The following is a 13,968-nucleotide window of genomic DNA, read 5'->3' on the forward strand; positions in this document are numbered from 1 at the left end:
ACAAAATGACGTTGCACTCATATCCCTCTCTTTTTCCTTTGGTGTCAGCAACTTTAGGGTAACAGAGAGAGGGAATGAGTGTATTTTTTTGCACACTACAGGAACACCCATCACAACAGGGGACACCACCACATTCAGTATAGAGCCCGATTTTCACAGCTAATGTGAAACGAATCGTTAAACTAATGAAGGAATAAAGGGCACAAATCACTTGAAATTAGATAAAAAGCGGTCTGTATGGAAATCAAATTCCATACAGACCGCTTTTTTAAAATTCTACTTTTCAAAGACCTTCATTTTTTCAGTGCCTCAGAAAACTTCTGGGGTTTTGTTTTGAAATCACAAGTCTATATTACTTTGTAATATGAATTGGGCTACCAATAGCTACTTCTGCAGCTTCCATGGTAATTTCACCAAGCGTTGGATGTGCATGGATTGTAAGAGCTAAATCTTCAGCAGTCATGCCTGCTTCAATAGCCAAGCCTAATTCAGCGATCATGTCGCTGGCATTCGGTCCGGCGATTTGAGCTCCGATAACCAAGCCATCATCTTTTCTAGTAATAAGTTTTAAGAAACCATCACTTTCATTTAGTGACAATGCACGCCCATTAGCAGCGAATGGGAATTTAGATGCTTTTACATCATATCCGTCATCCTTGGCGCTTTGCTCGTCATATCCAACTGTAGCCAATTCTGGCTCGGAGAATACAACAGCAGGAATTCCATTGTAATCTATTTCAGATTTTTCACCGCCGATAACTTCAGCAGCTATTTTTCCTTCATAGGAAGCTTTATGAGCAAGCGGAGGTCCGGCTACAATATCACCAATAGCGAAGATATTATCTACGTTTGTCCGGCACTGCTTGTCAATTTTGATCAAGCCTCTATCATCCATTTCAATGCCTACCTGCTCAAGACCGATTTCAGCAGTATTTGGACGACGACCAACAGTGACTAGTACGTAATCAGCTTCGATAACCTCTTCTTTATCTTTTGCTTCATAGGTCACTTTTACCCCATTGTCTGTTTCTTCTACGCCTTTAGCCATAGCATTGGTGACAATCTCCACACCTTTAGACTTCAGACGGCGTTTGACGATGGAAGTCATCTGCTTTTCAAATCCGCCGAGAATATCATTCGTACCTTCCAAAATGGTTACTTTTGTACCAAAGTTAGCATATGCTGTACCAAGCTCAGTACCGACATAGCCTCCGCCGATTACAATCAATTTCTCAGGAATTTCATCCAAGTTAAGTGCCCCGGTAGAGTCAAGAACACGATTGGAGAATTTGAAAGTTGGAAGTTCTATCGGGCTAGAACCTGTTGCGATAATACAGTTGTTAAAAGTGTATGTTTGAGAGTTTTTCTCATCCATCACTCTTACCGTATTTTTGTCTACAAAGTACACTTCTCCTTTTACGATGTCCACTTTGTTCGCCTTCAAGAGTCCTTCTACACCGCTTGTCAATTTATTGACAACAGAACCTTTCCATTCTTGGACTTTGGAGAAATCAACGCTTACGTTCTCCGTTTTAATGCCAAGCTCTTCGTCGCCATGCGCTTGTTCTACACGGTGGCCCGCTTGAATTAAAGCCTTGGAAGGAATACATCCGACGTTTAAGCATACGCCTCCCAAATTGCCTTTATCGACAATTGTAACCTTTTGGCCGGTTTGTGCAGCCCGGATGGCGGCTACATAGCCGCCAGGTCCAGCGCCGACTACCAGTGTATCTAATTCGATTGGGAAATCTCCTACTACCATAATTTACGCCTCCATCATAATTAATTGTGGATCGTTCAACAGACGCTTGATTTGGTTTAGTGCCATTTGGGCAGTAGCGCCGTCTACGATACGGTGGTCAAAGCTTAAGGATAGAGCCAATACAGGAGCTACCACAATTTCACCGTCACGTACGATAGGTTTTTCAGCGATACGTCCAATTCCTAAGATGGCCGCTTCTGGGTAGTTAAGCACAGGTGTGAACCACTGTCCGCCTGCAGAACCAATATTGGAAATAGTGCTTGATGCACCTTTCATTTCGTTCGGACTTAGTTTACCATCTCTGGCTTTAACTGCCAATTCATTGATTTCTTGAGAAATAGCAAAAATGGATTTTGCATCGGCATTTTTTACAACCGGAACTAGCAAGCCTTTATCAGTATCAGCAGCTATACCGATATTGTAATAATGCTTCTGAACGATTTCATCCGCATTTTCATCAATCGATGCATTTAAAATCGGATATTTTCTCAATGCAGAAACCAAAGCTTTTACTACATACGGAAGATAAGTTAACTTGATTTCCTGTTCTGCAGCAACTTGTTTGAATTTCTTTCTGTGTGCTACTAGCTCGGTTACATCCACTTCATCGTGAAGCGTTACGTGTGGAGCTTTTGTTTTCGAATTAACCATCGCTTTAGCAATCGACTTACGGATACCGCTCATTTTCTCACGAGTTTCAGGGAACTCTCCTTCTGGAACCGTCTGAGCAGCTGCTGGAGCAGCAGTTTTGTCCTCGGCAGGCTGTTGCTCTGTTTGTTCAGCAGCAGGCTGGCCTCCGTTCAAGTAGCTGTCCACATCTTCTTTTGTAACTCGGCCATTTTTACCTGAGCCCTGTACCTTCGAAATTTTCACGTTGTTATCGCGGGCATATTTACGTACAGAAGGCATGGCGATGACACGTTTGTCAGAATCTTCATCGCTCTCATCTGCACTTGCAGCAGGCTGTTCGTCTGCAGCTGGTTTTTCTTCTGATTCAGAAGCTTGTTCTTCTTTTGCAGGTGCTTCTTCTTCCCCACTATCTTCATAACCTTCTGCGTCAAGCGTGATAATGACGTCACCTACTACGGCAACCGTACCTTCTTCCACTTTCACATCTTTGACAGTACCCTCTACTGGAGATGGAATTTCTACAACTGCTTTGTCGTTTTGCACTTCACAAAGCACGTCATCCTCATTGACTTGGTCGCCTTCTTTGACAAACCATTTTACTATTTCACCTTCATGGATACCTTCACCGATATCCGGAAGCTTGAATTCAAAAGCCATTTATATTGCCTCCTATTCAGGTTCTCTTTAGAAATTAACTACTTGGTTGACTCTTTCAATAATGTCGTTATAGTTTGGAAGCCAAACTTCTTCTGCTTGAGAGAACGCATAGACCGTATCAGGAGCAGTAACCCGCAATACAGGTGCTTCCAAATGAAGAATAGCGCGTTCTTGAATTTCAGCAATGATATGAGCAGCAACACCAGCTTGGCGTTGTGCTTCTTGAACTACTACTACACGGTTTGTTTTCTTCACAGATTCCAAGATTGTCTCCATGTCGATCGGCATAACGGTTCTAAGGTCGATTACTTCCGCGCTGATGCCATTCTTTTCAAGCTCTTCTGCAGCTTTCAAAGAGGAGTGAACCATTGCCCCGTAGGCTACAAGCGTTACATCTGTACCTTCACGTTTCACTTCTGCTTTGCCAAGTTCGATCGTGTATTCCTCTTCCGGAACTTCTTCACGGAAAGAACGGTACAGCTTCATGTGCTCAAGAAATACAACAGGATCATTATCACGAATGGATGAAATCAATAATCCCTTTGCATCGTAAGGAGAAGAAGGAATGACAACTTTCATACCAGGCTGCTGTGCGATAAGTCCTTCCAATGAGTCAGCGTGTAATTCTGGAGTATGAACACCACCGCCGAACGGAGAACGGATTGTGACCGGCTGTGCCTGTGTACCGCCAGAACGGTAACGCATACGAGCCATTTGGCCGTTGATTGCGTCCATCGCTTCATATACGAAGCCGAAGAATTGAATTTCAGGTACTGGGCGGAATCCTTGCAATGCAAGTCCAATGGAGATGCCGCCGATACCAGATTCAGCAAGCGGGGTGTCAAACACGCGATCTTCCCCGAACTCATCTTGAAGTCCTTCAGTGGCACGGAAAACACCGCCGTTTTTACCGACGTCTTCCCCGTAAACCAGCACATTTTCGTCATTTTTCAATTCAGTGCGCAAGGCATCTGTAATTGCTTGGATCATTGTCATTTGAGCCATGATTTACTTCGACTCCTTTTCTGTGTATTCTTCCAACTGTTCTTGCAAATGAGAAGGAAGTTCTTCGTACATATTCTTGATAAGGTCTGTTACCTTTTGTTTTGGCTGTTCGTCAGCTTTTTTGACTGCTGCTTTGATTTCTTCTTTGGCTTGTTCGATTACTTTATTTTCTTCCTCTTCAGACCATAGGCCTTTCTTTTCCAGGAAGCTTCGGAAACGAACTAGCGGGTCGCGTTTCTCCCATTCACTATCCATGTTTTCCGTACGGTAACGAGTAGGATCGTCTCCAGCCATTGTATGAGGACCGTAGCGATAAGTCAGTGTTTCAATCAAAGTAGGACCTTCTCCATTGATCGCACGCTCACGCGCTTCTTTTGTCGCTGCATAAACAGCCAACACATCCATACCGTCTACTTGGATACCTTCGATACCAGCGGCCACTGCTTTTTGAGCCAGCGTAGTCGCAGCTGTTTGCTTTTCTACAGGCACCGAAATTGCAAATTGGTTGTTTTGCACCACAAAAATAGCCGGAGCTTGATAAGCACCTGCGAAATTGATTCCTTCATAGAAATCACCCTGGGACGTACCACCATCACCAGTATAAGTAATCGCAACAGATTTCTTGCCACGGCGTTTCATACCCAAAGCTACACCAGCAGCTTGCGTATATTGAGCACCAATGATGATTTGCGGGCTAAGCGCATTTACGCCTTCTGGCATTTGGTTTCCATGGTAATGTCCACGTGAGAACAAAAATGCTTGATACAATGGCAGACCGTGCCAGATCAATTGAGGTACATCACGGTATGCAGGAAGAATAAAGTCTTCTTTCTCCAATGCATAATGTGTACCCAGCTGTGAAGCTTCCTGCCCGGCAGTTGGTGCATAAAATCCTAGACGTCCTTGTCTGTTCAGCGCAATAGAGCGTTGATCAAGGATACGTGTATACACCATTCTGTGCATAAGTTCTTTTAATTCATCATCCGAAAGATCAGGCATGGCATCTTCATTGATAATCTCGCCGTCTTCGTTCAGAATTCGAAACGTTTCAAATTGGTTTTCAATGTTTTCAAGTGTACGTTTCAAATTGACTCACCTCTTCCTTTCTCTTATCCTTTAGATTTGTCCCGCAAATAACGGGTAAGTAATACTGAGTGGGCGGAAAGACCTTTCCGGCAACTTTTTAAGAAAGCACGCACGAAGGCATAACTCCTTTATGCTTCTAGCTTTCCCTAAAGTTGAAAAAATCTGTACCAATTTTGATAAAAAACAATACCCTATATGTTATCTACTTAATCGTTTGATAAAGCAACCAACAAACTGTTACATAGTTTTTCTAGAAAATGACTGGTACAATTCTCACTCTGGTTTAATTTTAGCTCATTAAAATTGGATGGTCAAACACTTTACCTTTGCGGTTTGTATTTTTTTCTAAGATAAACGGGCGGACTACAGGTCCTCCCCGCCAAGTTGCCGTCCTTTCTATCAAATAGCTGTTTCAGCATTTTCACCTTACTGTATTACTAGTAGACAAATTTTAATAGGCTTCCATTCTTTCTGCACAAAAAAACCTCCACACATCCATTGTGGAGGACGTTACTCTATTCAGCTTTTTTACTATCCTGCTCATGGTCGTCTTCTTTACTATCGCTATCTGCGTCGCCTTGATTGTCTGACTCATTTTCCACTTGTCTTTCATATTCAACATTCAAATCAGCCTGGTTATAGAAATCTTGCTTCAATTGATTATAATCTTCCGTTTTTTGGTTGAACGATTCATTGGCAGAAATCACTTTATCGTAGTTTGCATTGATTACATCAATTTGCTCCTTCAACTCTTCTTCCTGGAGACTCTCATCTTGAAGCATCTCGTACAACTTCCGGTCCTGCTCCAAGGCTGATTGGTAAGATTCATTCAGTTCCTGATAAGCCTGATACCTTTCATCCATGACACCCATCATCTCAGTGGCAGTGGTCTGTACCTTATCGTCTTCCAATTCTTCGACCAGAGATTCAACTTTATCGAATTCCGACTTCGCCGATTCGATGCTTTCTTTTTCAGAGGCCAATAGTTCTTCCCTCTGGTCAATTAATCCTAAAGCTTCCTCTGATAATGTTTTAACCTGGTCAAACTCTTCCATTCCCAGTGTAATGATTTCATTATATAGGTCTTTTTCCTTCTTCTCGAGTTCCACCAGCGGCTGTTGCTGTTCTGCAAAACCCTTTTCCTGTGTAACAGCCTCCTCTAAATGGTCGTACATTTTTTCTGCTGGAGACTGCCCGCTACAGGCCGCCAACACGAACACCAGTATCCCTGAAAGGATTAAAATACTCTTCCGCGGCAATGATTCTCCTCCTATCTTCCGGCTGAATGATCTTTTATGTAGTTTCGATTACTTTTTCAATCATATAATAATTCAAACAGATTATAAAGCGGTTTTCCATCCTAAAACGGTGGATATTCTAGTTTATGAGGAAGAACTTCAAACATTCTTGCTACGGGTGAAGTATTTCCTTTTCCGCCGTTTGCAGTTGTGTGTTAAACTAAAAATCACCAAAGTATGCAGCTTAGGAGTGAAAGTTATGATAACGATGGATGATATTGTCCGGGAGGGCAACCCGATACTGACTAAAACGGCTGAAGAAGTTTCTCTGCCGCCGACAGAGGAAGAAACAGAGACACTGAAAGAAATGCTGCAATTTTTAAAAAACAGCCAGGATGAAAAAATTGCTGAACAATATAAATTACGAGCAGGTGTCGGACTTGCGGCACCGCAAATAGGTATATCAAAACGTATGGTTGCAGTCCATTTTGAGGACTTTGATGGCAAACAATACAGCTACGGCCTTTTCAATCCCCGGATTGTCAGCCATTCTGTGGAGAAAGCTTATCTTTCAACTGGCGAGGGCTGTTTATCCGTAGACCGTGAAGTGCCTGGTTACGTTCCTCGCTATGCGAGAATTACCGTGAAAGCAACTGATTTGGAAGGAAATCCGGTAAAACTCCGTTTAAGAGGATATGCTGCCATTGTATTTCAACACGAAATCGACCATCTGAATGGTATCATGTTTTACGACTACATCAATCCAGCCAACCCATTTGAAGCGCCGGAAAACTCCAGGCCAATCGAGTAATTTCAGCACGTAAAGGGGGCTGCCGGCATAAGCTGTAAAAGTTATGCCGGCAGCCCCTTTTGTCTAACAAAGGTATAAAACAGGTATCAAGACCAGCTACCGATATGTCTGTCCCCTCAGTCTGTTTGAATCAAGTTAAAAGAAACCTGTTTTTATTCTCGTCCCCTACAACAAACCGAGTTGCGCCATACCCTTAGCCAAGCCCGCATCGTCTACTTCTCCGATGACATGGTCGGCCACTGCTTTCAATTCAGGTACAGCATTCCCCATTGCCACTCCGGTACCTACATGCTTAATCATTTCGATATCATTAAGCCCATCTCCAAACGCATAAGCATCTTCTATGTTTAACCCGCTTGCCTCAATCAGTTTGTTCACCCCTACAGCTTTCGATCCACCGCCTGGAAGCACATCGCATGAATATTCATGCCACCTGATCAAAGTGAAGGAATCATCGTCGGTGTCGTATGCCGTCTCTTCATTATTCTCACAAAATAACAACGCCTGGTAAATTTCCTTTTTGTAAAAATATTCAGGATCCACTTCCGGATACGCAAACTTCAAAGTGGACAGGCTATCAGCAATAAACGGGTCTTCCTTTACTGAAGCACGCATCCCTTCGTGGTTCAAGTACACCATGGCATGTCCGGATTGCTTTGCTTTTTTAGTGAGCGCGGTCAGCTGCTCCATAGTCAATGGATTCTCATATACTGTTTTCCCATCTAAGACCACATATTGTCCATTGAAACAAACATAAGAATCGATATCCAAATCTCTACGGATCCCTTCAATCATGAAGGGTGCCCTTCCTGTCGCGATTGCCACGTGGATTCCTTTCGCTTTCAGTTTTTTAACCGCTAGTTTCGTTTCCAACGGGATTTTCTTTTCGTGATCGACGATGGTGCCATCTATATCCAAAAATACAATCTTATCCGCCATATTCATTCCCCCAATATCATCTTTTCAGTCATTTATTCCATCTGCAGCCCTTGTTTCCATTAAAGCTGGCAAAATGCGAAATTCTGCATCCAGCTAGTATAAGTTGGCTGGTTCAGTAAAAAATATCATCACACGAGGCAGCAAAAAACTCAAGAAAAATACGGCTGAAACAGAAAAAATTAAAATTAGAAGCGCGTTTCTATTTCAATATTTGCCATTTCATACTATACTATAAACAATAGGGATTGGATCGGTAAACGTTTTTCTGTTGCTTTTCTTTGTGTATAAGGAAAGGAGCTGTACGTAATCATGTTAAAACGTTTGAGGGAAAAATTGAAAAAACAATGGAAAGGTCTGTTAGGTCGCGGTCGCAAAGGCGTACCTAGTACTTTTGAAAATGACTGCCACTGAATACCCCCCGCTGCGTTTTTGTTACTGTATTTTTACTGATAATCATACGCTATGAAAAAGGATAAAACTGGTAATACAAGCTATTAAGGAGAGATAATAATTATGGTATATAAAATACTTTACCAGGAGTTACCGGAAGAAATTCCAGTGCGTGAGCGCACAAAAAGCTTATATTTCGAAGCTGAATCAGAACGTCAAGTAAGAAAAGAACTAGCCAATCGCAAAATTAATATCGAGTTTATCCAGCAGCTTGATGAAACACACCTTGAATATGAAAAACAATCACCCGATTTTAAAGTGGAGTCTGTCTGATAAATGAAATTTGTGAAAAATGATCAGACAGCGGTTTTTGCACTAGGCGGTTTGGGAGAAATCGGCAAAAACATGTACGGGGTTCAGTTCCAGGATGAAATCATCATTGTTGATTCTGGAATCAAATTCCCGGAAGATGAATTGCTCGGTATCGATTATGTCATCCCGGATTACACGTACCTTGTGCAAAACCAAGATAAAATTAAAGGGGTATTCATCACCCACGGACATGAGGATCATATCGGCGGTATTCCTTACCTGCTGAAACAAATCAATGTCCCGATCTATGCTGGAAAACTTGCGATTGGATTAATCAGAAATAAATTGGACGAGCACGGCCTCTTGCGAAATGCTAAATTAAATACATTCCAAGAAGACGACGTCATTAAATTCCGTAAAACATCAGTTACCTTTTTCAGAACCACTCATAGCATTCCTGATTCCTATGGAATCGTAATCAAAACACCACCAGGAAACATCGTTCACACCGGTGATTTCAAATTTGATTTCACACCGGTAGGCGAACCGGCAAACCTGGCGAAAATGGCCGAAATCGGCAAAGAAGGTGTTCTCTGCTTATTATCAGACAGTACAAACAGCGAGGTGCCCGGTTTCACCAAATCCGAACGTGTTGTTGGCAGCAGTATCAATGATATCTTCGCCAGAACAAGTGGCAGATTGATATTCGCAACCTTTGCATCCAACATCCACCGCTTGCAGCAAGTAGTGGAATCCGCCGTTCGGCATAACCGGAAAGTGGCGGTATTTGGCAGAAGTATGGAGGCGTCCATTAATATCGGTCTCGAGCTTGGCTATATAAAAGCTCCAAAGGATACCTTTATTGACGCTCAGCAACTTAACAGACTGCCGGCAAATGAAGTGACGATTCTTTGTACAGGCTCTCAAGGCGAACCAATGGCTGCCCTTTCCCGAGTTGCCAATGGAACGCATCGGCAAATTCAGATTATACCTGGCGATACGGTCGTATTTTCTTCCTCTCCAATCCCTGGAAATACCGTAAGCGTCAGCAGAACCATCAACATGCTATATCGTGCCGGTGCTGAAGTTATACACGGACCGTTAAATGATATTCATACCTCGGGTCACGGCAGTCAGCAGGAACAAATGCTGATGCTGCGCCTTATCAGGCCTAAGTATTTCATGGCTATTCACGGGGAATACCGGATGTTAAAAGAGCATACCAAGCTTGCAAATGCTTGTGATATTGATCCTGGCAATTGTTTTGTCATGGATAATGGAGATGTCCTCGCTTTAGGTAAGGATAATGCTGCCGTAGCCGGCAAAATCCCGTCCGGTTCTGTCTATGTTGACGGCAGCGGTATCGGCGATATCGGAAACATCGTGCTTCGTGACCGCCGTATTCTTTCGGAAGAAGGTTTAGTAATTGTAGTCGTGAGCATTGATATGAAAGAATTCAAAATCGCATCTGGTCCAGACATTATCTCACGAGGATTCGTCTACATGAGAGAGTCAGAAGACCTTATCAAAGAGGCCCAAAAGCTTGTTTCCTCTCACCTTAATAAAGTGATGGAACGGCGGACGACACAATGGTCGGAAATCAAGAATGAGATAACCGACACGATTGCACCTTTCCTATACGAAAAAACGAAGCGTAAACCTATGGTCCTACCTATCATTATGGAAGTTTGATTAAAGTAACCAGCTGGTCGCAAAACTTGCGGCCAGCTTTTTTCATAATAGAAAAGCGCCCTTTCCGGGTATGGAAAGGGCGCTTCTTTATTTGTAATTAGTCCTCATCGACTACTAATTGTTTTTCAAACCTGCTAATATCTTTATCGGCCCCGATAACGATCAATACATCGTCATGGTCGATTACTTCATCCGGCATCGGTGAAACATTGATATTCTTTTCCTGCTTAATCGCCACAACATTACATCCATAGTTAGCACGGATATCCAGATCAATCAACGTTTTCCCGCTCATTTTGCTTCCAGCCTTTACCTCCGCAATGCTGTATTCATCAGAAAGCTCCAAGTGATCGAGTATATTATTGGATATCATGCTATGGGCGATGCGCTTACCCATATCTCTTTCCGGATGGACGACATGGTCGGCACCAATCTTATTCAGTACTTTTTCATGGTAATCATTTTGTGCCTTGACGGTTATTTTATTGATACCTAATTCCTTAAGCATCAGAGTGGTCAAAATACTTGATTGAATGTTATCACCTATCGCCACGATCACATGATCGAAGTTCCGGATTCCTAATTCTTTTAATACCTTTTCATCTGTTGTATCTGCGATAACAGCGTGTGATGCGATATTTTTAAACTCGTTGACTTTGTCCTCAGCCAAGTCAATTGCTAAAACATGCATCCCTTCTTTACTAAGTTCACGGCAAATACTTCCGCCAAATCGACCGAGTCCGATGACTGCAAATTCTCTACCCATGCCTTTTCCTCCAAATCTAATCAATGCTTTCATCATTCTACCATATTTTGTGCAGAAGAGGCAGTGGGAACACTACTTTTTCCCTTTTACATAGTCTGCGTCAAATAAAAACATACGCATCAGCATATAAAGAGAAGGAATGAGTAATAGTAAACCGAGAATAAAAGCGATCACCAGAGCAAGACCCATTGCTTCATGTGTTGCCCCTTCCTGAATGGTTACATAGGGATACAACAAGTATGGGAGATGTCCTGCACCATAACCAAAAAAGGCAAAAAAGAATTGAAGCATAACAAATACAAATGCAAGTCCATAATAGAACCCTCGATAAATCAACCAAATCGCCACAAAGAAACAAATCAGCGACAAGCCGAACATCCACCAAAGATCAATCATGTTTTGATAGTGTTCCATGTTATGCTGGCTAAGTGCGATAAAGGTTGTGAGCGAAGCAATAATGGTAGGAACACTCCAAAATAGCGCATACTTCCTGACAAGTTCCAAAGCATGGTAGTCGTTTGCCCGATTTGCATAGAAGCTAAGAAACGCAGCACTGATATAAAGCACCGATACAATCGCCAGAAATACAACGCTCCAGGAATAAGGACTCGAAATCAATTCTCCTGCAAGCAATGTAACCCCTTCTTCTGTTTCCTGAATAAATCCTCCTTCTGATATGGTCAGCGCAGCCGACAACGAAGCGGGTATCAGTAGGCCGGTAGCACCATATAAAAACATATAGATATTGCTTTTCTTTGAACCATAGTTCTCAAATGCATAAAAAGAGCCTCTAATAGCCAATAACACGATGGCAAAGCTGCCTGGAATCAACAACGTCTGACCGTAATAATAAGCGGTATCAGGAAAAAAGCCGACAAGACCGACAAAGAAAAATACGAAGAATACATTTGTCACTTCCCACACGGGTGAAAGGTATCTGGATATCAACTGGTTAATGATATGGTCGTTATGAGTGATCTTAGCATAAAATGCAAAAAAACCTGCACCAAAATCGACAGATGCGACAATCAAATAACCGTAAAGGAACATCCAGAGAACGATTATTCCGATCATTTCATAACTCATTGAACATCATCCTTCTTGCCAATGTGGGGAAACCGCTGTTCCAGCTCCAATTCAACTGGATTGTTTTGGAATAGCTTTCGCAGTACCCGGACACCGATAACCCCCAAAACGATATATAACCCTAAAAACAATAAAAACATCCAGCCTACGTGCGGAGAAGTCGTGGCAGCCTCTGTAACCTTCATGTAACCTCTCAAAATCCAAGGCTGGCGTCCTACTTCAGCAAGGATCCAGCCAAATTCTATAGCCAGCACCGCTAGGGGACCATTGATGACAATCATCCACAATAACAGGGGATGTTCTTCATTCCACCGGCGAATCCTCAACGATATCAAATACAACATAGCGATTCCCAAGGCATATAAACCCAATGTCACCATTCCATCAAATAAATAATGGATCCATAAAGGAGGTGTCAACTCTTCATCAAATGCTTCCAATCCTGTCACTTCACTATTGAAATCTCCAAAAGAAAGGAAGCTCAAAAAATTTGGCAGACGAATAGCATGCTCCACTTCATTTTCTTCATTGAGCTTACCGAATAAAATCAAATCGGCTCCTCTTTCAGTAGTAAAATGCCATTCATAGGCCGCCAGTTTTTCAGGCTGATGTTCGGCCAAATACTTTGCTGATACGTCACCAGCGATAGCAGTGGCCAGAGCAAAAATCAAGGTGGATACCATTGTCAATTTCAATGCTTTTTTGTAGTACGGGTGGTTTTTTTTCTTCAGAATAGTAAAAGCAGTAATGGCAGCCAGGATAGCAGCGGATGCTAGATAAGCCGAAGTTACCACATGAAACACTTTAGCAGGTGTTGCCGGATTTAAAATGGCTGCAATCGGATCAATGGATGTGATGGTTCGTCCAACCAATTCAAAGCCTTGCGGGGCATTCATAAAGGCGTTCACCGTCGTGATAAAAACTGCTGACATGGTTGAACCGATTATAACGGGAATGGACAACAACCAATGGTAGATCGGTTTCTTGAATCGATCCCATGTATAGAGATAAGCCCCGAGAAAGATAGCTTCAAAAAAGAAAGCAAAAGTTTCCATAAATAAAGGAAGACTGATGACATTTCCTGCGATTTGCATAAAGCTTGGCCAAAGTAACGATAGTTGAAGTCCGATGGCAGTACCAGTCACAACTCCAATTGCTACTGTTATGACAAACCCACGAGTCCATCTTCTTGCCAGCAAAATATAATGCGCGTCCTTCTTTTTAATGCCAAGAAATTCGGCAATCGAAATCATCAACGGAACGCCTACCCCGATAGTTGCAAATATGATATGAAAGCCAAGCGTTAGCGACGTCAACGCTCTGCTCATCGCTACACTATCAGCAAACAAACTGCATCCTCCCTTTCTTTAACCCTCCGTTAGCTCTTTCAAAAGAATCCTATCTTCATGTGTATTTTCCTTAACAAGCAAACGATAAACGGAAAAAAGCACTTATTTATGAACACTTTTTGAAAGTTGTCCCGGATACCCCTTCCAACTATATGCCGAATTTTTAACAAACATACAAAAAGCTGTCCGCCATACCCAATGATTTTATTTGTGGGATTTTTTTATCCGGATTACTATCCCCGGAA

The 13,968-nt window shown here is 42.4% G+C and carries 12 protein-coding genes; 3 read left to right on the top strand and 9 right to left on the bottom strand.

Annotated elements, in window-relative coordinates; genetic code table 11:
• Positions 1–352: 352 nt before the first annotated feature.
• The 5 genes from lpdA to BN1067_RS15950 form a co-directional block, all read right to left on the bottom strand.
• Positions 353–1,762, bottom strand: a complete 1,410-nt coding sequence (lpdA, locus tag BN1067_RS15930; protein ID WP_053219813.1) for a dihydrolipoyl dehydrogenase — start codon at positions 1,760–1,762, stop codon at positions 353–355.
• Between the two features lie 3 nt (positions 1,763–1,765).
• The gene (locus BN1067_RS15935; protein WP_053219814.1) at positions 1,766–3,049 is read right to left on the bottom strand and encodes a dihydrolipoamide acetyltransferase family protein; all 1,284 of its coding nucleotides are present in this window, start codon (positions 3,047–3,049) and stop codon (positions 1,766–1,768) included.
• Between the two features lie 27 nt (positions 3,050–3,076).
• The gene (locus BN1067_RS15940; protein ID WP_053219815.1) at positions 3,077–4,054 is read right to left on the bottom strand and encodes an alpha-ketoacid dehydrogenase subunit beta; all 978 of its coding nucleotides are present in this window, start codon (positions 4,052–4,054) and stop codon (positions 3,077–3,079) included.
• Positions 4,055–4,057: 3 nt separating this feature from the next.
• Positions 4,058–5,140: a pyruvate dehydrogenase (acetyl-transferring) E1 component subunit alpha gene (pdhA, locus tag BN1067_RS15945; RefSeq protein WP_053219816.1), complete on the bottom strand. Its 1,083-nt coding sequence runs from the start codon at positions 5,138–5,140 to the stop codon at positions 4,058–4,060.
• A gap of 515 nt (positions 5,141–5,655) precedes the next feature.
• Complete coding sequence (locus BN1067_RS15950; RefSeq protein ID WP_110943521.1) at positions 5,656–6,399, bottom strand: YkyA family protein; 744 nt, start codon at positions 6,397–6,399, stop codon at positions 5,656–5,658.
• Between the two features lie 238 nt (positions 6,400–6,637).
• Between BN1067_RS15950 and def the strand changes: the two genes are divergently transcribed.
• The gene (gene def / locus BN1067_RS15955; protein ID WP_053219817.1) at positions 6,638–7,189 is read left to right on the top strand and encodes a peptide deformylase; all 552 of its coding nucleotides are present in this window, start codon (positions 6,638–6,640) and stop codon (positions 7,187–7,189) included.
• Between the two features lie 165 nt (positions 7,190–7,354).
• Here the strand turns inward: def and BN1067_RS15960 are convergent, their stop codons facing one another.
• Complete coding sequence (locus BN1067_RS15960; protein WP_053219818.1) at positions 7,355–8,128, bottom strand: Cof-type HAD-IIB family hydrolase; 774 nt, start codon at positions 8,126–8,128, stop codon at positions 7,355–7,357.
• A 513-nt stretch (positions 8,129–8,641) separates the two neighbouring features.
• Between BN1067_RS15960 and BN1067_RS15965 the strand changes: the two genes are divergently transcribed.
• Both BN1067_RS15965 and rnjA read left to right on the top strand, forming a co-directional pair.
• A complete protein-coding gene (locus BN1067_RS15965) occupies positions 8,642–8,851 on the top strand; it encodes a DNA-dependent RNA polymerase subunit epsilon (protein ID WP_053219819.1) in 210 nt (69 codons plus the stop codon).
• A gap of 3 nt (positions 8,852–8,854) precedes the next feature.
• Entirely contained in the window at positions 8,855–10,522 is a 1,668-nt protein-coding gene (rnjA, locus tag BN1067_RS15970; protein ID WP_053219820.1) for a ribonuclease J1, read from the top strand.
• A 97-nt stretch (positions 10,523–10,619) separates the two neighbouring features.
• Here rnjA and BN1067_RS15975 read toward each other — a convergent pair whose 3' ends face one another.
• From BN1067_RS15975 to BN1067_RS15985, 3 genes are all read right to left on the bottom strand, one after another.
• Complete coding sequence (locus BN1067_RS15975; protein WP_053219821.1) at positions 10,620–11,288, bottom strand: potassium channel family protein; 669 nt, start codon at positions 11,286–11,288, stop codon at positions 10,620–10,622.
• A gap of 72 nt (positions 11,289–11,360) precedes the next feature.
• On the bottom strand, positions 11,361–12,374 hold the full coding sequence (locus BN1067_RS15980; RefSeq protein WP_053219822.1) for a cytochrome d ubiquinol oxidase subunit II: 1,014 nt from the start codon (positions 12,372–12,374) through the stop codon (positions 11,361–11,363).
• A complete protein-coding gene (locus BN1067_RS15985; RefSeq protein WP_053219872.1) occupies positions 12,371–13,702 on the bottom strand; it encodes a cytochrome ubiquinol oxidase subunit I in 1,332 nt (443 codons plus the stop codon). Before BN1067_RS15985 ends, BN1067_RS15980 begins: the two co-directional genes overlap by 4 nt.
• Positions 13,703–13,968: the final 266 nt, after the last annotated feature.

The organism is Virgibacillus senegalensis, assembly GCF_000821245.2.
Lineage (GTDB): Bacteria > Bacillota > Bacilli > Bacillales > Amphibacillaceae > Sediminibacillus > Sediminibacillus senegalensis.

What these genes read in the sequence shown, in the direction of transcription:
- def (WP_053219817.1), top strand. Translation starts at nt 6,638, where the DNA reads ATGATAACGATGGATGATATTGTCCGGGAGGGCAACCCGATACTGACT.
- BN1067_RS15975 (WP_053219821.1), bottom strand. Translation starts at nt 11,288, where the DNA reads ATGGGTAGAGAATTTGCAGTCATCGGACTCGGTCGATTTGGCGGAAGT.
- lpdA (WP_053219813.1), bottom strand. Translation starts at nt 1,762, where the DNA reads ATGGTAGTAGGAGATTTCCCAATCGAATTAGATACACTGGTAGTCGGC.
- BN1067_RS15985 (WP_053219872.1), bottom strand. Translation starts at nt 13,702, where the DNA reads ATGAGCAGAGCGTTGACGTCGCTAACGCTTGGCTTTCATATCATATTT.
- BN1067_RS15960 (WP_053219818.1), bottom strand. Translation starts at nt 8,128, where the DNA reads ATGGCGGATAAGATTGTATTTTTGGATATAGATGGCACCATCGTCGAT.
- BN1067_RS15965 (WP_053219819.1), top strand. Translation starts at nt 8,642, where the DNA reads ATGGTATATAAAATACTTTACCAGGAGTTACCGGAAGAAATTCCAGTG.
- BN1067_RS15940 (WP_053219815.1), bottom strand. Translation starts at nt 4,054, where the DNA reads ATGGCTCAAATGACAATGATCCAAGCAATTACAGATGCCTTGCGCACT.
- BN1067_RS15935 (WP_053219814.1), bottom strand. Translation starts at nt 3,049, where the DNA reads ATGGCTTTTGAATTCAAGCTTCCGGATATCGGTGAAGGTATCCATGAA.
- BN1067_RS15980 (WP_053219822.1), bottom strand. Translation starts at nt 12,374, where the DNA reads ATGAGTTATGAAATGATCGGAATAATCGTTCTCTGGATGTTCCTTTAC.
- rnjA (WP_053219820.1), top strand. Translation starts at nt 8,855, where the DNA reads ATGAAATTTGTGAAAAATGATCAGACAGCGGTTTTTGCACTAGGCGGT.